Source organism: Beijerinckia sp. 28-YEA-48 (assembly GCF_900104955.1).
Taxonomy (GTDB): Bacteria; Pseudomonadota; Alphaproteobacteria; order Rhizobiales; family Beijerinckiaceae; genus Terripilifer.
On sequence record NZ_FNSI01000001.1, the window covers coordinates 2,198,218 to 2,215,766 of the forward strand.

At 61.9% G+C, this 17,549-nt stretch carries 16 protein-coding genes, 1 tRNA gene and 1 pseudogene; 3 read left to right on the plus strand and 15 right to left on the minus strand.

Translation table 11 applies throughout. The annotated features are described in order from the left end of the window. Positions 1–32: 32 nt before the first annotated feature. Positions 33–953 (plus strand): LysR family transcriptional regulator, encoded by a 921-nt coding sequence (locus tag BLW50_RS10410; RefSeq protein WP_090701383.1) that lies wholly within the window; start codon positions 33–35, stop codon positions 951–953. 11 nt (positions 954–964) lie between these two features. Here the strand turns inward: BLW50_RS10410 and BLW50_RS10415 are convergent, their stop codons facing one another. From BLW50_RS10415 to fdnG, 15 genes and pseudogenes are all read right to left on the minus strand, one after another. Then, positions 965–1,930: a Bug family tripartite tricarboxylate transporter substrate binding protein gene (locus tag BLW50_RS10415; protein WP_090701387.1), complete on the minus strand. Its 966-nt coding sequence runs from the start codon at positions 1,928–1,930 to the stop codon at positions 965–967. A 26-nt stretch (positions 1,931–1,956) separates the two neighbouring features. Then, positions 1,957–2,730, minus strand: coding sequence for an SDR family NAD(P)-dependent oxidoreductase (locus BLW50_RS10420; protein WP_244544196.1), 774 nt, complete (start codon positions 2,728–2,730; stop codon positions 1,957–1,959). Between the two features lie 110 nt (positions 2,731–2,840). Next, a complete protein-coding gene (locus tag BLW50_RS10425; protein WP_090701390.1) occupies positions 2,841–3,632 on the minus strand; it encodes a helix-turn-helix transcriptional regulator in 792 nt (263 codons plus the stop codon). 114 nt (positions 3,633–3,746) lie between these two features. After that, on the minus strand, positions 3,747–4,187 hold the full coding sequence (locus BLW50_RS10430) for a biotin/lipoyl attachment domain-containing protein (protein ID WP_170850095.1): 441 nt from the start codon (positions 4,185–4,187) through the stop codon (positions 3,747–3,749). 8 nt (positions 4,188–4,195) lie between these two features. Continuing rightward, a complete protein-coding gene (locus BLW50_RS10435) occupies positions 4,196–4,573 on the minus strand; it encodes a DsrE family protein (protein WP_090701398.1) in 378 nt (125 codons plus the stop codon). 22 nt (positions 4,574–4,595) lie between these two features. Then, on the minus strand, positions 4,596–4,997 hold the full coding sequence (locus BLW50_RS10440; RefSeq protein ID WP_090701401.1) for a hypothetical protein: 402 nt from the start codon (positions 4,995–4,997) through the stop codon (positions 4,596–4,598). After that, positions 4,984–5,439, minus strand: a complete 456-nt coding sequence (locus BLW50_RS10445; protein WP_139267565.1) for a hypothetical protein — start codon at positions 5,437–5,439, stop codon at positions 4,984–4,986. The genes BLW50_RS10440 and BLW50_RS10445 overlap by 14 nt, the downstream gene beginning before the upstream one ends. 17 nt (positions 5,440–5,456) lie before the next feature. Next, a tRNA-Sec gene (locus tag BLW50_RS30670) sits at positions 5,457–5,552 on the minus strand. Between the two features lie 123 nt (positions 5,553–5,675). Next, a pseudogene (selB, locus tag BLW50_RS10450) lies at positions 5,676–7,508 on the minus strand (selenocysteine-specific translation elongation factor); the annotation flags it as partial. Beyond that, the gene (locus BLW50_RS10455; RefSeq protein WP_090701410.1) at positions 7,505–8,314 is read right to left on the minus strand and encodes a tetratricopeptide repeat protein; all 810 of its coding nucleotides are present in this window, start codon (positions 8,312–8,314) and stop codon (positions 7,505–7,507) included. The pseudogene selB and the gene BLW50_RS10455, both read right to left, overlap by 4 nt. Further along, complete coding sequence (selA, locus tag BLW50_RS10460) at positions 8,301–9,713, minus strand: L-seryl-tRNA(Sec) selenium transferase (protein ID WP_090701414.1); 1,413 nt, start codon at positions 9,711–9,713, stop codon at positions 8,301–8,303. Before selA ends, BLW50_RS10455 begins: the two co-directional genes overlap by 14 nt. Positions 9,714–9,723: 10 nt before the next feature. Beyond that, on the minus strand, positions 9,724–10,641 hold the full coding sequence (fdhE, locus tag BLW50_RS10465; RefSeq protein ID WP_090701417.1) for a formate dehydrogenase accessory protein FdhE: 918 nt from the start codon (positions 10,639–10,641) through the stop codon (positions 9,724–9,726). 75 nt (positions 10,642–10,716) lie between these two features. After that, the gene (locus BLW50_RS10470) at positions 10,717–11,382 is read right to left on the minus strand and encodes a formate dehydrogenase subunit gamma (protein ID WP_090701419.1); all 666 of its coding nucleotides are present in this window, start codon (positions 11,380–11,382) and stop codon (positions 10,717–10,719) included. Continuing rightward, complete coding sequence (gene fdxH, locus BLW50_RS10475) at positions 11,379–12,317, minus strand: formate dehydrogenase subunit beta (RefSeq protein WP_090701423.1); 939 nt, start codon at positions 12,315–12,317, stop codon at positions 11,379–11,381. The genes BLW50_RS10470 and fdxH overlap by 4 nt, the downstream gene beginning before the upstream one ends. Positions 12,318–12,331: 14 nt before the next feature. Then, the gene (gene fdnG / locus BLW50_RS10480) at positions 12,332–15,412 is read right to left on the minus strand and encodes a formate dehydrogenase-N subunit alpha (protein WP_090708954.1); all 3,081 of its coding nucleotides are present in this window, start codon (positions 15,410–15,412) and stop codon (positions 12,332–12,334) included. A gap of 170 nt (positions 15,413–15,582) precedes the next feature. Between fdnG and BLW50_RS10485 the strand changes: the two genes are divergently transcribed. Further along, positions 15,583–16,425: a TlpA family protein disulfide reductase gene (locus BLW50_RS10485; RefSeq protein WP_139267566.1), complete on the plus strand. Its 843-nt coding sequence runs from the start codon at positions 15,583–15,585 to the stop codon at positions 16,423–16,425. Further along, positions 16,406–17,515: a transglutaminase-like domain-containing protein gene (locus BLW50_RS10490; protein ID WP_090701432.1), complete on the plus strand. Its 1,110-nt coding sequence runs from the start codon at positions 16,406–16,408 to the stop codon at positions 17,513–17,515. Before BLW50_RS10485 ends, BLW50_RS10490 begins: the two co-directional genes overlap by 20 nt. Positions 17,516–17,549 lie beyond the last annotated feature (34 nt).

Here is a 17,549-nt window from a genome sequence, read left to right on the forward strand (position 1 = left end):
CAGATGATTGGAATCATTCATCAGGAAAAGTGATGAATCTCGACCCGCGCCATCTGGTTCAGCTCGCGACCGTTGTGGAACTGGGAACATTCCAGGCAGCGGCGGACGCGCTCGGGGTGACGCAGCCGGCGCTGACGCGCACCATCCAGATTCTGGAACAGCGCGTCGGCAGCGCCTTGTTCGACCGGACCGCCCGCCGCGCGGTGCCCACCACGGTCGGCCTCGAACTGGCAGCCATTGGCCAATCGATCCGCTCAGCCACTTTGCGGGCACGGGATATTTCACAAAGCTTCAGTCGCGGCCAGGCGGGGCGCCTGCGCATCGGCGCGACCCCTTTGGTTGCCGGAATTTTTCTGGCTCCCATCATCCGCAATTTTCTGACGGCCCATGACAGCGTCACGATCGCCCTGTCGATGGGACTCGTCGGTGAACTCAACGAGAGGCTTATCAACCGCGATATCGACCTGATCGTTGGCCCGATCGGATTGTTCGAGCGCGGCGACGATCTGGCTTACGAGACATTATTCGACGATGAGATCGGATTCTTTTGTTGCGCCGATCATCCGCTCCTTCGCTGCGCAACGATAGGCGCGGCCGAATTGAGCAAGGTGCGCTGGATCATGCCCCCATCCGGCAGTCTGTTTCGCTTTCAGACCGACAGCGCGCTGGAAGAACTGGGCGTGGAACAGGTGCGCGTCGCATTGGAAACACTGTCAGTGGAGGCCTCGGTTGAAATCGCCAGAAAGACCGACTTTTTGACGCCGCTTTCCGCGCTGACGATCTCGTCGAACGCCATCCCCGGCCTGGCGCGACTCCCCATTCATTCCGATCGCTTGCGGCGTCCCCTTGGTGTGGTGAGCCGCAAATCAGGCCTGCAGCCATTGGTGCGTATATTCATCAATGCGATTGTCGATTCCTTGCGCGAGCACGAGCCGAGCCCACAAGAACGATAAACGGCTTTCATTCAGATCTTTTGAATGCCGGCCTTGTCGACGACGCCCTTCCAACGCGCGATTTCGGACGCCACGAAGCTGCGCATGGCTTCCGGGGTTGAAGCTTCAGGCTGGACGCCCAGGAAGCCCAACTGCTCGCGGACTTTTGGCAATTGCAGCGATTTCTCGATCGCCGCGTTTAGGCGCGTCACCACGGCCGGTGGCGTAGCCGCCGGTGCCGCCATGCCGTTCCAGGACCGCACTTCAAATCCAGGCAGGGTGGCGGCAATGGGTGTGACCTCGGACAACCCAGGCCATGGCGTGCGACTGGTGATCCCCAAGCCGCGAATGGTTCCCGAGCGAATGGCCTCGCCGGTGACGGTGATGGTGTCGACCATGAGATCGATCCGGCCGCCCATCAGATCGGAGAGCGGCTCCATGCCGCCGCGATACGGCACATGGGTCAGCTTGATGCCCGCCATTTCGGCGAAGAGTTCTCCCGTCAAATGTTGGGTCGAGCCGACCCCCACCGACGAGAAGGTGAATTTGCCGGGGTCCTTTTTGGCAGCTGCGATCAGCTCGCCGATGGATTTAACGGGGCTTTGCAGATGGGTGGCGATGACGAAGGGAAAGGTCGCGACCAAAGACAGGAAGGCAAAGTCGTCGACCGGATTGAAGCGCAAATTCTTGTAGAGCGCGGCGGAAACCGCATGTCCGCCGGTCAACAGAATGATCCGATAGCCATCCGGCTCCGCCCGCGCCACTTGTTCGGACGCGATATTGCCCCCTGCTCCCGACTTGGCTTCGACCACGATCTGCTGGCCCAACTCCGTCGACAAGGCATTGGCCATCACCCGCGCGATCGAATCCGCATTGCCGCCGGCGCCGAAGCCATGGACGAGCGTGATCGGCTTGCCAGGCCACTCTTGAGCCCAGAGCGGAGCGGGAATTGTCGCGGATGCGACAAGACCTGCGACGGCGGAACGGCGCGTAAGCATGGAAAGCTCCCTCCAGATTTCCAGATTCAGAGATGTCTGCCGCTATCGACCACGATCGTGCTGCCGGTGGTCAGGCGCAGATGGGTCACCGCCGCCATGACGGCCATAGCGACATCGTCTGGCTCGGCGACGAGCTTGAGCGGCGTCGAAGCCGCCTGCTTTTCGACCCCCTCACGGCCGCGCCCAGGAACAAACTCAGTGGCGACCGCGGCCGGCGCGATCGAAATCACCCGGACTTCAGGCGCCAGAACACGCGCCAACGACAAACCCATCGTGTCCAGCGCCGCTTTCGAGGCGCAATAGGCGATGGAACTGCCCAGGCCTGTGGAGCCTGAAATCGACGAGATATTGATGACGATGCCGTCGCCGCTGGCGCGCAGCAGCGGCGCAAAGGCGCGCACGGTGGCGAAGGGGCCACGCACATTAGTGATCAGGATGCGATCGAACGTTGCATCGTCGAGCGCCTCGAGATCGGCGTGCGGCACAGCCCGCGTGACGCCGGCGGAATTGACGAGCACATCGATCTTGCCGAAGGTCTCTTTCACGGTTGCGGCCGCCGCGACAATGGCGGCGCTGTCTTCAACCGGGATCCGGAGCGCCATATGTTCGCCGCGCCCGAGGCTGGCCACGATTTCCTCGGCCCGGTCTCGCCCGGAATTATAGCCCACGATAACGGTCGCGCCGGCGCGCGCCAGACGCTGAACCGTTGCCGCGCCAATGCCGCCGCTTCCCCCTGTCACAACCGCAATGCGGCCCCGGAGATCATAGTCTCCACGCCCAGCTGGACGAATATCTGCCACGTAATAGCCTTTCCATCATTCTGCCTGGAGCGATTTCACGACGATAGCAGCCCTGCCCTCCGCTCTCTGTCACAAGATCAGGTGACAGGATGCCAAAGTTGCATTTTCGGCTACATCATGAGGCGACGCATCAGTTCATTCTGCGAACTGATGCCTAAGCGGGCATAGGCGCGCTTACGGTAAGTCAGCACGGAATTGAGCCCTATATTGAGACGCAGGCTGATCCCTTCGGAGGTCAGACCCAGAGCGATCAGCGCGCAGACTTGCTGCTCGCGGGCTGTGAGCGTTGGCGCGATAGCCACCAAGCGTTCACGAAACTGCAATTCGGGATCCGGCTCAGATCGCGGACAGCTTTCCGCATCATGCCGCTGAACTAAGGCCAGCAGCAGGTCCGCCATCTGCGCCAGGCAATCGATATCCTCGTCACGGAAATCGTGTCCACGGCGGCGATAGAAATTCAACCGCATGACATGGCCGTCGCGCGCCTCGACCACGGACAAGCGATGGTCCAGATTGACGGCCGCATAGCATTCATGGCGATAGGCCGTATCGGCGACATCTCTCGCATTGGTGTCGACGATGATATTGGCGGGCCGGGATCGATCTGGCGCTTCCGTCAACAGCCGTAGAACTGGATCGCTCATCCAATGCGTCCGCACGTAGCGTTCAGCGACTGTCCGCGCGATCGGGCGCGGCCCTTTGTTCTCCGCGATCACCGTGCGGATGATGCCCTGAGGCGTGGCGCAGAAAGCCGTCACATGATCGGCGGCGAGCAGTTCATGGGCCAAGCTAAACAATGTGCTGTCAAAATCAGGTTGACCGATTTGAGCCACCAAGGCGGCCATGGCGCGCAGGCCCTGCCGGCCGCCGCCGCCGAAATGCCCAAGGTCATGCACCTGCATAAAGCTCTCCCTCCGGACCACTTCCCCACCGATGGAGCCATCCTACGCCGGCGCGCGCGCATGATCCACCGACCCAGGACGGCACAGCGGCACCCAGGTGGCCTATCGACAGGTTTAGGCGGTGCGATCCCGATAAGCCCCTGTCTCGAACCAAGCTTCGAAGGTGGGAGCGATGGCGGCGCCGGTGACGAGCCCGCGCCGCCAATCCTCATGGGAAGGCCGCACGATCAGCATCCAGCCATCGCCATAGGCCTGCTGATTGAGCAATTCCGGCTTTTTCACCAAAAGCTCGTTGTGCGCCACGACGATGCCATCGAAAGCGGCACGGGCCGAGCCGACCCATTTGCCGCCTTCGACCACGGCGAAAGATCTGTCCTTCTCGAAATCGCGACCGAGGCGTTTGGGGGTGAACACCAGCACATCGCCCATCAGATTGGCCGCCCACATGGTGAAGCCGGTACGCACGGTTCCATCGGGGAGCGGCTCATACCAGATCTGGTTGTCGACATCGTAGTGGAGATGTTCGGGGAACTCGCAATCCTGCAGTCTGACCATGGCCGGGCTCAATAGGTGAGAACGCGACAGGACCCGTCCATCACGTCCTGAATCATGGCGGCGGCGCCCATCAAGCCACTGCATTCGGGAATGAGATCGTCCTCGGCAATGTCGAAGAGGTCGAGATTGGCCGGACAGGCCCAGAGTTTCGCGCCGTGATCATGCGCCTCCTTGATCCAGTCATAGACGGTTTTCGGATGACCCGGCTTGATGTGGATCTTTTCGGCGACGCCTTTGATCATCAGCTTGCCGGCGGCAGCGGTGCAAACGATATCGACTTGATAGTCCATCGCGGCGGCGATCGCCGCATGATAGAAAGGCGCACCGAGTTCTTCCGCATTGCGCGGATCGGTGTTGAGCAGGACGACGAGAAGTCGCGTGCTCATGGGGCCTCCAATCCTCGCGCTGTCATTGCGTCACCTCGTCGATGCGCATGCGACGGCCCCATTTGTCGAAAAAATGGCCTTCGTTCAAGACAAGCCTATCGTCGTCGACCCGGGCTTCGAGATCGCGCAGCTTCACCCGGGCGTTGGGATTGTCGAGCGGGCCGCCTTGGGTCGCCGTCACCGGAAAGAACGCAGCCCCATCCCATTCAGTGCCGGCGCCGGCAAACATCACGACGATATCGCCCCAAGACACTTCGTCGCCCATGACGTTGAAATAAGTCGAGCAGAGCGGTGTCACCTTCGACGTGCCGAGATCGACCAGAATGACGAAGGCGGTGAACTCGCCGGTCGTCGCGAATTCACGCGCGATCCAGGCTTCGAAATCGTTGGCAAAGTCGTTGGCATGAGTGTCAGAAGTCGACAACGGGCGTCTCCGGAATGTAGTGCTCGAACAGGATCCAGAAGGCCGAGCCATGTTTCTCGTGGTACCAGGTTTCGAACCGCGCCAGCGTGGCAATCACATCGGCTTCGGGTTCCCTCGTCCTATCCCGACAGGCGAAAATCGCTTGAGCGACTGACGCGAAGCGTTCGCAGATCGCCTGCCGTGCCTCGCTGTCATTCGACCAGCCGAGCTTGGTGCGGAGAACACCTAGGGCGCAGGCGACGGCGATTTCCTCACTGTCAGCACTTTGCATGCCTTCGACGACCGAACGCATGAAATTGAAGCGGCGATAAGCGAATTTGCGCTCTTCCTCGATCTTTCTGAGGCGCGTGACCATTTCCTCGCGCAAGGCCGTCTCGGCCTCGTCGCTGCGGCGCGTCGCCATTTGCAGATGATCGAGAAAGGAGGACGTTGCCACAGTCACAGCGCTCTCCTGGAGGATGGCGGAAGAGAGAGGGAGTCGAACCCACCAAGGACCGTCTCGCGGCCCCTCCCGGATTTGAAGTCCGGACGCCCCACCGGGAACGCTTCTCTTCCATTTTGTGTTGCATCTGTTTGCCTGTCGTCGGAGGACCGAAACAGGTCGATGCGATGACGATTCATACGGCGCAGATCGCCGCGCCGCAATGTCACGCCATGACGATCGAAGAATTCCAAAATCTGGATCGCCACCTTGCGGCCATTGTCGAGCCGGTCGCGCAATTGCGCGGCGGTGAATTCGCCCTTTGGTGCATGATCCGCCACATCGACGGCGATGGCGACCATTTCGGCGACGGTGTCGCGCAGGAAGAAATGGTCATGCGCCACCTCATCCACCTGCCCCATACGGCCCAGCAGTTTGAACAGGCGGCGGACGTCGGCTTCGTTCAGGCCGATGATCCCGGCGATATCGCGCACGCGCGGCGGGCGAAAACGCTCCGCACCCGAGATCAGCGGCCGCACTTTGCTCCAGACCTGTTCGTCCATTGGTGTCAGACGGACCTCGTGACCCGGCAGGCGAACCCAGGCGCCTTGCAAGCCAATCTCGGCGGCCTTAGCCAAGCCTTGCAGGAAAGACAGAAAGGCCGGTGCCGGCAGGCGCGGCAAGAGTTGCAGTCGCAGCCGCTCAAGCCCGATGCCCGGCAGATCAGGATTAGTCGCATGGAACACTTCGAGCGCCGACAACAGGTCGCGCTTCAACTTCAACCAGACGGCTGGCGACACACCCAGCTCCGCCATCTGCGAACGAATGCGCAGCACGCCCAGGCGCGCGATCAAGCCATCCATGGCGGAAACATTCAACGCATGATCGCGGGCGAAGGCTGTGAGGTCGACATGGAAAGGCGCATGGGTCAGCAAGGCGCTCAACGTCTTCTCAGGATCCGTCAGCGCCATGGCGTCGAGTTGCGCCAGCCGCTCGGGCGTGCGGCGCTTGCGCGCCGGCGCGCGCAGATCGAGGAAACCGCCACCACCAATGGTCCGTTGCGCCGTGGTGTCGCGCAGCACGAACCTGTCACCGGCCGCCGCCGCGATCGGATGTTCCAGAACGAGTTGGACAAAAGCCTCGGCGCCCGGCTCAACCGGCTGATCGTCCAGGAGCACGATGCGCGCGGCAACATCGGCGGCGGCATGATGCAGGCGCACCGGCGTCCATTGCGCCAGCGGCTTGCCCTCGGTCGCCAGCAGCCGGACCTTCGCGTCGATACGATCCGTCGGCGCATGCAGCTCTGGCGCTGACACCACGTCGCCACGTCGAATGGCATCTTTCGACACGCCATCGCCGGCAAGATTAAGCGCGCAGCGTTCACCGGCCAGGCCCCGCTCGCGCGGTTGGTTCTGGGCATGGATGGAGCGCACGCGCGCCGCCAGGCCCGTGGGACTGACGATGAGATGATCGCCGACCGACACCTGGCCCGACAGCACCGTGCCCGTCACCACCGTGCCAGCGCCGGGCAGAATGAAGCAGCGATCGACAGCGAGGCGGAAACGGCCATTGTCCGCCTGCCGTGTCAATTGCCGCTGCCAGGCGAACAGACGGTTGCGGAGATCGTAGATCCCTTCACCGGTGATGGCCGAGACGGGAACGATATCGGCGTCCGCCAGTCCCGTGCCACGCACCGCCTGTCGGATGTCGGCGATGATGCGGTCTCGTTCCTCCGGCGCGACGAGATCGGCTTTGGTCAGTGCGATCAATCCATGTCGAACTCCTAAGAGATCGACGATCATCAGATGTTCGCGCGTTTGCGGCATGATGCCGTCGTCAGCCGCGACGACAAGCAGAGCGAGATCGATGCCGGTGGCGCCCGCCAACATGTTGCGGACGAAGGCTTCGTGGCCCGGCACGTCGATGAAACCGACGATCGAACCATCGGGCGCCGGCAGATAGGCGAAGCCGAGATCGATCGAGATGCCGCGCGCCTTTTCCTCCTTCAACCGATCGGTATCGACGCCGGTCAAAGCCTGGACCAGCGAGGTCTTGCCGTGATCGATATGACCGGCGGTGCCGACGATCATGCGACCGCCTCCATATCAGGCGCGGCGGCGCGGCGCTCAGCTTCCTCAACTTCCGTCATGGTCAAAAACTGCCGCGCGGCGGGCAGAAACGGCTCGGCCAGCGCGCTGCCATTGGCTCTGGCGCGCAATAGCAATGTAAGGGCGTATATCGGATCACGCGGCACGCCGGCGCCGAGATGGAGCGCGGCGCCAAGCATCGCCTGACCGTCGGCATCGCCGGCGCTCGCCGCTTTGCGCCACCAATGGGCGGCCACAGCCGGATCGCGCTCCACGCCCAAAGCATTGTGATAGATCATGCCGAGCCGCGTCATCGACGCGGCAACGCCCTGCTCGGCCGCGGCCAAGGCCCAGCGCCGCGCCTCGGCATGATCAGGCGCGATGGTCTCGCCTTCGAGCAGCATCCAGCTCAACATATCTTGCGCCGGGGCATCGCCGGCTTCGGCCGCCAGGCGATAAAGCGCGGCGGCGCGATCGAAATCAGCCTCGATGCCTTGGCCCAGAGAATCCTGGCCCTTGAAATAAAGCGCCGCCAGATTGCGGCGGCCGACGGGATCGCCGGCATCGGCTGCGAGCGTCAGCCACTTCAGCGCCAGTGCATCGTCACGCTCAACGCCGAGCCCTTCGGCGAAACAGGCGCCGATGTTGTTTTGCGCGCGCGGCACGCCGGCATGAGCCAGCGGGCCCCAGAGATCGAGCGCCTTGGCATAGTCGCCGTGGCTCGATGCGTCATAGGCAGCCGCCATGGTTGCGGCCACGTCCCTTTCGGCCACATCGGACTTATTGAGCAGACGCTCAATCCACCGCATCGGACCGTTCTCCGAGATGGAGCGTCGACAGATTGCCGATGAAGCCCGCTTCATCCTCCAGGCAGCGCAGGTCGAGCACAAGGCGTTGCTCGGCGATATGGCCGATCACGGGGATCGGCAGACCGCGCAGCGCTGCCGCCAATTGATTGAGCGCACGGCCGCTGCCATCCATCGGACGCAAGGCGAGGCCGGCGCTGGCGATCGCTTCCAGCGGCAAAGCACCTGAGCCGATCTGACTTGAACAAGGCGCAATCTCGACAGCGAAAGTCTTACCGACGCTTTTGGTGACGACGGGCGCCAGCCGTTTCGCCTGCGCCTCGATCTCGGCCAACGGTCGCGCTAGAAGCCGCATGGTCGGCAGGCGCTGCGCCAACCGATCAGGATCGCGATAGAGTTTGAGCGTCGCCTCCAGCATCGCCAGCCGGACTTTATCGAGGCGCAAAGCGCGCTTCATCGGATTGCGATTCACCTGGGCCAGCAAATCCTTGCGACCAACGATAAAACCGGCTTGTGGACCACCGAGCAGTTTGTCGCCGGAGAACGTGACGAGGTCGGCGCCATCGGCCACGGCCTCGGCGACCGTGGGTTCGTGTTTCAGGCCAAAGCGGCGCAGATCAACCAAGGTGCCGGCACCAAGGTCATGAACCAGCGGCACCTTTTGCGCCTGCGCGATCTCGGCCAGCTCGCGGGCCCCCACCTCGGCGGTGAAGCCTTCGATGCGATAGTTTGAAGTGTGCACCTTCAACACCAGGCCAGTGTTGTACCCTATCGCGCCGACATAGTCCTTGCGATGGGTGCGGTTCGTCGTGCCGATTTCGACGAGCCTGGCGCCAGCGCGCGCCATAATGTCGGGCATGCGAAAGGCGCCGCCGATCTCGATCAACTCGCCGCGCGAGACAATGGCATCGCGGCCCTGGCCAAGCGTATTGAGAACCAGCAGCACGGCGGCGGCATTGTTGTTGACCACCGTCGCATCTTCCGCGCCGGTCAATTCGCACAGAAGCGCGCGCAGATGATCGTCGCGCTCGCCGCGCTTGCCATCATCAATGTCGAATTCAAGGGAGACGGCATTGCGCATTGCCTGCACCGCCGCCTCGACGGCCACATCGGCGATCAAGGCGCGGCCGAGATTGGTGTGCAGAACCGTGCCGGTGAGGTTGAAGACCGGCCGCAGGGTCGATCGATCCAACGCTTCCAGCCGCTGCAGCGCGAGGGCCATGACCTTCTGACTGTCGGCGGACATCTGCTTTTGGGCGCGCAGATCGGCAAGGGTCTCGCGCACCGCCTCGACGGCCGCCGGACGGCCGAAACGCACGATGGCCGCCAGCGCGCCATCCGTCTTTAAAACGTCATCGACTGAAGGGAGCCGACGCGGATTGTGGACTTCAGCCTGCGACATCGCCCCCTCCTCAATAACCAAGCAGGTAGGGATTGAAGGCGCCGCGCCGATAGCCGGCATCCCGCACCAGCATATCGAGCGCCAAGGTCGCCACATCGTCGGCAACGGGTTCGAGCGATGGCTCCTTGTGCTGATGCAGAATTTTCACATAGGCGTGGCATTCCTCGCAGGTCTCGGCCTGGACGTTGGACGGCACGCCCTCGATCTCCTTATAGCCGATGCCCTTGGTGGTGCCGCAGACCGTGCAGCGGATGCGGACATAGTGCCACCAGGTCTCGCACAGGGCGCAGACGCAGAAGCGCGTATTGGCGGCATCCTGCCAGCCGACAACGACGGAGGCGACCGGCGGACCGCCGCAAACAGGGCATAAAGCATCGCCCACCGGAACAAGCTGCTCGGCATCGAGCCGCGCGGCGACGCGGGCGAAGTGCACCTGCATGGCGGCGGCGACGAAAACATGGCTCGCCAGACTTTCCATCGGAATGGCATTGGCGAGCACGTTACGCACCATGTCGTCACGGGCCGACACACCGCCTTGTCGCACGGCTTCGAGCGCGGCACGGGCCGGTGGCGGCATCTCGACATGCGCCGCCTGATCGAACAGGCGATCGAGCGTGGTTTCCAGCGCGGGCTCGCTGACGAAGCGGCTGCGATCGATCGGCGGCATATCAAACTGCCGGGCGCGCTCGCGCGCATCGGGCGGCGGCACGTCTGGTTCCGGCAAGCCGTCCTGAATGCGATGCTGGATCTCGGCCAGGTCCGCCAGAAAGCGGAGATATGGCGCAAGCTGATGCGCCTGCGCCAGAGCGCGCAGACGCTCGGCGCGTATCGCGAAGAGGCTGGTCGGATCAGGAAGTTTCGCGAAGGGTGGCTTAGCAACCACCCCGATGGGAACTGGATCATGGCGCGGCGCGCCGACATTACTCATTCATCACCCTCACGAACCCTCCGGGCCACGTGTCGTGTGGCGCCCGCCGGCCGGAAAACCAGCGTGGCGCCTCTTTCAGTGCTTCGTCACCAAGTTCCGCAACCATTTGCGATGATGCCGCCAAGCCCAGCCGCCGGTCACCTGGCCGCTGGTCATGGCGCCGATGGTGCCACGCACCCAGATCGCCGCATAGACATGGACGATCCAGACGCTGATCGCGACAACCGCCGTGACCGCATGCACGAGAACAGCAACGCGCTTCTGCGTGATCGTGAAATAAGGACCAAAATACTGATCCCAGATCACGATGCCGCTGGTGATCAACACCAGGATCAGAAGCGACATCGACCAGAACACCAGTTTCTGGCCGGCGTTATACTTGCCAACCTCGGGCAGCCTCTCCTCGTGCCCGGCCACCACGTCGCGCACACGCGCCAGCCAGGTGCCATCCTCCCGCTTCCACAGATTGAGCTTCCAGAAGCGGAAGAACAGTCCGAGAAAACTGAAGAATAGAACCACGCCGATCCAGGGATGGATCGTGCGCGTCCATTCACCACCACCGAAAAGGGCCGTCAGAAAGAACAGGCTCGGATGGAACAGGGCCATACCGGACAGCGCCAGCAGCACGAGGCTGATCGCCGTGATCCAGTGATTGACCCGCGCAGCAGCCGTATAACGGTCAACGGTGACGGGATTGCCGCGATGGACTGCGTCGCCGGGGTCGATTTCCGAGTTGCTCATTGTCCTCCCCCATCGGCCAACCGCTTCGCCGCTTCCTCATCCTCTGGCGAGACCCGGTTGGGACCCGCCACGATATGATGCAGGAAGCCGGCTGCAACGACCGCACCCATCACCGCGAGACCGGCATATTTGGTCATGCCCTTCCAGATTTCGACGATCGGGCTGATCGTCGGATCCTTGGGGAGATTGGCATAGAGCTGCGGCTGATCGGCGTGATGCAAGACATACATCACATGCGTGCCGCCAACGCCGGGCGGATCGTAAAGCCCGGCATTCTTGAAGCCGCGCGATTTGAGATCCTTGATGCGCTCGTCGGCGTGTTTCTTCATGTCCTCCTTCGGACCGAAGACGATCGCCTGGGTGGGACAGGCCTTGGCGCAGGCCGGCCCCTGCCCGACCGCCACACGGTCGGAACAGAGCGTACACTTATAGGCCTTGCCCTCCGTCTTGGAGATGCGTGGAATGTTGAAGGGACAGCCCTTCACGCAATAGCCGCAGCCGATGCAATTTTCCTTCACGAAATCGACGATGCCGTTGGAATATTGCACGATGGCGCCCGGCGCCGGGCAGGCTTTGAGACATCCGGGGTCGGCGCAATGCATGCAGCCGTCCTTGCGGATCAGCCATTCAAGATTTTGCGTCTCTGGATTTACCCACTCGGTGAAGCGCATCAAAGTCCAAGTCGCCGTGGTCAGATCATGCGGATTGTCATAGACGCCGGTGTTGAAACCGACCTCCTCGCGCAGATTGTTCCACTCAAGACAGGCCGTCTGGCAGGCTTTGCAGCCGATGCATTTCGACACGTCGATGAGCTTGGCGACCTGGGTCATGGGCTCGGCGGCCGGCACGCTCGAGGCGGACCGCCGAACCCAGTTCTTGTCGCTCAACTTGGGAGCGGATGGGGTTGTCGAGGGATTTGGGAGAGGAGGATACATCTTCTTCGTCTCCCTTATGCCACCGGCCCGGTGATGGGCTCGATGTCGACCAGAAACGCCTTGTATTCCGGCGTCTCAATATTGGCGTCGCCCACGTAGGGCGTCAGGCTGTTGGGCCCAAAGCCTTTCCTGGTAGCGCCGGTGAAACCCCAGTGCAGCGGAATGCCGACGACATGCACGGTCTTGCCGTCGCAGATCAGCGGCGCGATGCGTTTTGTCACCACCGCCTTGGCCTTCACCGAGCCGCGCTTCGACCAGACGCGCACCCAGCCACCGGACGTAATGCCTTTCTCCTTCGCCAGCTGTTCCGAAATCTCGACAAAGAATTCGGGCTGAATGACCGCGTTAGGCCAGGAGTGCTTGGTCCAGAAGTGGAAATGCTCGGTCAGGCGATAAGACGTTGCCGCATAGGGAAACTCCTTCGCTTCGCCGAACTGCTCCATGTCGCCCCTGAACACACGCGCCGCCGGATTGCCACGTATCTTGGGAGCAACCACATTCTGGATCGGTGACTCAAACGGCTCGTAGTGCGTCGGGAACGGCCCGTCGCGCATCAGCCCACGGACGAACAGGCGCGCCGTGCCTTCCTGGTTCATGATGAACGGACCGACCTCGTCGGGCTTGGCGCCCGGCGCGATATCGGGAACATCATAGCCGGCCCATTTCGTGCCATCCCATTCGATGAGCTTGCGGGTCGGATCCCAGGCCTTGCCGGTGATGTCGGCGGAGGCGCGGTTGTAGAGGATGCGGCGATTGGCCGGCCAGGAGAACGCCCAGTTGGAATAGGCGCCTGTTTCGTCCGGATCCTTGTTGTCGCGCCGCGCCATCGTATTGCCGGCCTCGGTGAAGCAGCCGGAATAGATCCAGCAGCCGCAAGCGGTGGTGCCGTCGTCGCGCAGGACGCCGAAGGTCGCCACCTGCTTGCCCTTTTCCAGGAGCACCTTGGTCGGATCGCTGGGATCGGTCACCGTCTCGACGACATAGCCGTTCATTTCCTTCGCGAGTTCCTCGGGTTGAGGCTCGTTCGGGTCTTTGTAGGGCCAGTATAGATTGGTGATCGGATCGGCGTAGGCGCCACCCTCCTTCTGGTAGAGGGCTTTCAGACGTAGAAAGATCTGCGCCATGATCCAGACGTCGCTCTTGGCTTCGCCCGGCGGCGTGCCACCCGCCCAGTGCCATTGCAGCCAGCGGCCGGAATTGACCAACGCGCCCTCATCCTCGGCAAAACATGTCGAGGGCAGCTGGATCACTTCGGTCTGGATTTTCGACGAGTCGACGTCATTGTGCTCGCCGTGATTTTCCCAGAACCGCGATGTTTCCGTCTGCAGCGGATCCATGGTGACCAGGAACTTGAGCTTGGACAACGCCGCGGTGATCTTCTTCCTATTGGGGAAGGAAAGCAGCGGGTTGAAGCCCTGGCAGATATAGCCGTTCATCTTGCCTTGGTGCATCAGCTCGAAGGCACGCAGAACGTCATAGGCCGGCACATCGAGTTTCGGCAGATAATCATAAGCCCAGTTGTTCTCGGCGGTTGCCGCCGGGCCCCACATGGCCTTCTGGAAGCTGACGAAGAACTTCTTGTAGTTCTGCCAGTAGCTCATCTGATTTGGCCGTTGCGGCTTGAAGCCACGCGTCGACATATAGCTGTCGAGCGAGGTCTCGCGCTCCGTCGGTATGGTCAGATAGCCGGGGATCAGATTCGACATCAGGCCGATGTCGGTCAGACCTTGAATGTTGGAATGACCGCGCAAGGCATTCATGCCGCCGCCACGCACGCCGATATTGCCCAGGATGAGCTGCAGCATGGCCATGGTTCGAATGTTTTGCGAACCCTTGGAGTGCTGCGTCCAACCCAACGCATACATCGACGTCATGGTTTTGGTTTTCGTCGAGGTTTCGGCGATCATCTCGCACACCTTGACGAACTTGTCCTTGGGCGTGCCGCAGATGCGTGAGACCAAGTCCGGCGTGTATTGGGCGACATGCGCCTTCAGCACGTTCCAGACGCAGCGCGGGTGCTGCAATGTCTCGTCGACGACGACATAGCCGTCGGGGCCCATTTCCAGATCCCAGGTCGAACGGTTGTAGTCGCGCTTCTCCTCGTCATAGCCGCTGAACAGGCCGTCCTGATATTGGAAGCCCTCCTTGACCAGATAAGGCGCACTGGTGAACGCCTTGACGTAATCCCACTGCACCTTGTCGTTGGCCATGCAGTAGTTGATCACGCCGAGCAGGAAAGCGATGTCGGTGCCTTGCCGGATCGGGGCGTAATAGTCAGCGACCGAAGCCGAGCGCGTGAACCGCGGATCGACCACGATGAGCTTCGCACCGCGATTGGCCTTCGCTTCCGTCACCCATTTGAAACCGCATGGGTGCGCTTCAGCAGCATTGCCACCCATAATGATAACCAGATCCGTGTTGCGGATATCCGTCCACGAATTCGTCATCGCACCGCGACCAAACGTTGGGCCCAAACTGGACACCGTGGGGCCGTGTCAGACCCGCGCTTGATTGTCGAATACGAGCATCCCGGCGCTACGGACCACTTTATAGGTCGCGAACGCCGTTTCATTGGTTGTTGCCGAGGCCGCCAGGACGCCAGTGGTCACCCAGCGATTCACCGTCGTGCCGTCATTGTTCTTGGCGACGAAGTTCTGGTCGCGATCGTCTTTCATCAGCCGGGCGATGCGATCAAGCGCAGCGTCCCACGTCACCTGCTCGAACTTGTCCGAACCAGGCTTGCGAACCATCGGATATTTCAGGCGCGTCTCGGCATGGACGAAATCCAGCAGCGCCGAGCCTTTCGGGCAAAGGGTGCCGCGATTGGTCGGATGATCGGCATCGCCTTCGATATGGAGGATGTCGGCCTTTTCGCCCTTCTTCAGATCACCCTTCGAATACAGAATGATGCCGCATGCCACCGAGCAATACGGACAGGTGTTTCTGGTCTCAGTCAGGTTGGCGAGTCTGAAGGGTCGAATGGCCGCTGCGTAAGCAGCCTCTATATCCCCAAAACCGAATGCGCCGATTGTCGTACCTGCGAGACCCACACCGGCGCCTTGTAGAAAGCGGCGCCGCGAGAGCTCCATGTTCATCGCGGTATCCTCCTTCACCACATGCCCACACGAGCACGTCACGAATTCGGAAGCGCGGCCCCTCGGCAGCAACGACCGAATTGGATTGGTAAGAGCCTAGGAGCGAAGCATTTAGCTGTCAAACAGCTTAGAAAGAGAACAAACAAATACGGCTCGAACTTTCGTCGTATTTGCAGCGTAGAAATCGCGTTTGTCCCCGTAGACTTACGGCAATCAGCCTGCCGTTAAGCGATACCTCAACCATGCCTGCAACGCGTTGCAGTCCTCTTGGTGGTTCGCCTGGCAATTTGGTTGGCAGTCTCGAACACCTTGCCGCATCGCGCCCGACTCAACGCGCCCCAACATTTCCATTGACCGCCAGCCGCGTTGCCCGGCACACTATCAGTGTGGCGCTAGCGACAGCTCCCGAGTTTCGGGGCGCTCAACTCTGGACGCGTTTGGCTTTGCCGGTCGCAGCGGCAATTGCACTGGAAATCTATGGCGCGCGTGCATTCGCCCAAACAGAAGCACCTCCTCGCCTTCTGCCGACGCAGCAAGACCTCAAGCCCGCCTTTACGCTCGAAGATGCCGACCGCAGCGCCATCGCGCTGAACGACCTGCGTGGCCAGATCGTGGTCGTTCATTTTTTCGCGACCTGGTGCGAACCGTGCCGCGTCGAACTCCCGGCGCTCCGCCGTCTAGCTGAACGCGATGGCTCCCTGCGTGTTCTGGCCATTTCCGTCGCCGAGCCGGAAGCGCGTGTCCGCACTTTCCTCGAAAAGATGCCACTCAATTTCCCGGTCGTGATCGACCGCGATCGCAGCGTATCGAAGTCATGGGCGGTGTCGGCGCTGCCGACCACCTACATTCTCGATCGCGAATTAAGGCCGCGATTGTTTGTCGAGCAGGATTATCCCTGGGATCAGATCGATATCCCGGCGCTTGAGACATCTTTGTCGATCGCACCAGTGCAACCAACACCAACGCCATCATCTTTCAACAGAGGGGAAAAACATGACGTTACATCGCCGTGATCTCTTGAAGGCCGGTGCCGCGCTGACAGCGGCCAGCGCTTTCCCGCGCTTCGCGCAAGCTCAAACCCCCACGCCCCAAACCTTCGCGCCCAAGCCCGGCACGTGGCGGAAGTTCGAGATCGTCACCCGGCTCGAAATCGCCAAGCCCGAAGGCAAGGTGCAAGCCTGGATTCCCATTCCTTCCGTCAACGAGGCTAGCTGGTTCACCTCCGGCGGCAGCAAATGGGAGACCAATGGCACCGCGGCGCTGCAGCAGGATCCGAAGTACAAAGCCGGCTTCGTGCATGCCACTTGGGAGGCCGGACAATCGCCAGTCATCGAAGTGGTCAGCACCGCCTCGACGCAGGATCGCGCCATCGATCTGAGCAAGCCCGGGACCGCCGCCGCTCTCTCCGACGCCGATCGCAAACTCTACACCGGCGCCACCGCGTTGATCCCGACCGACGGCATCGTCAAACAGACATCCGACAAGATCGTCGGCAATGCCTCCACTGACACGGATAAGGCGCGGCGGATTTTCGAATGGGTGGTCGAGAATACGGCTCGCAATGCATCAACGCGCGGTTGTGGCATCGGCGATATCGCCGCCATGCTGACCAGCGGCAATCTCACCGGCAAATGCGCCGACTTGAACGCGCTCTATGTCGGCCTGGCGCGCGCATCCGGCGTGCCGGCCCGTGATGTCTACGGCATCCGCGTAGCGCCATCGCAGTTTGGCTACAAGAGCCTGGGCGCGGGCTCCGCCAACATCACCAAGGCGCAGCATTGCCGCGCGGAGGTTTATCTCGACGGCCTCGGCTGGGTGCCGGTCGATCCCGCCGACGTGCGCAAGGTCGCCCTGGAGGAGCCGCCGGCCAATCTGCCACTGAGCGATCCTAAGGTTGCCGCCGCCCGCGCCACCCTGTTCGGCGCCTGGGAGGGCAATTGGCTCGCCTATAATTTTGGGCACGACATCGCCCTACCCGGCGCCCAGGGACCGGCGGTGGAATTCCTGATGTATCCGCAAGCCGAAACCGTGGCCGGGCGGCTCGACTGTCTCGATCCCGACACGTTCCGCTACACGATCACGGCGCGGGAAGTCAGCGTCTAACGACAGCCGGCGGGCATCGCCGTGATGCCCGCCT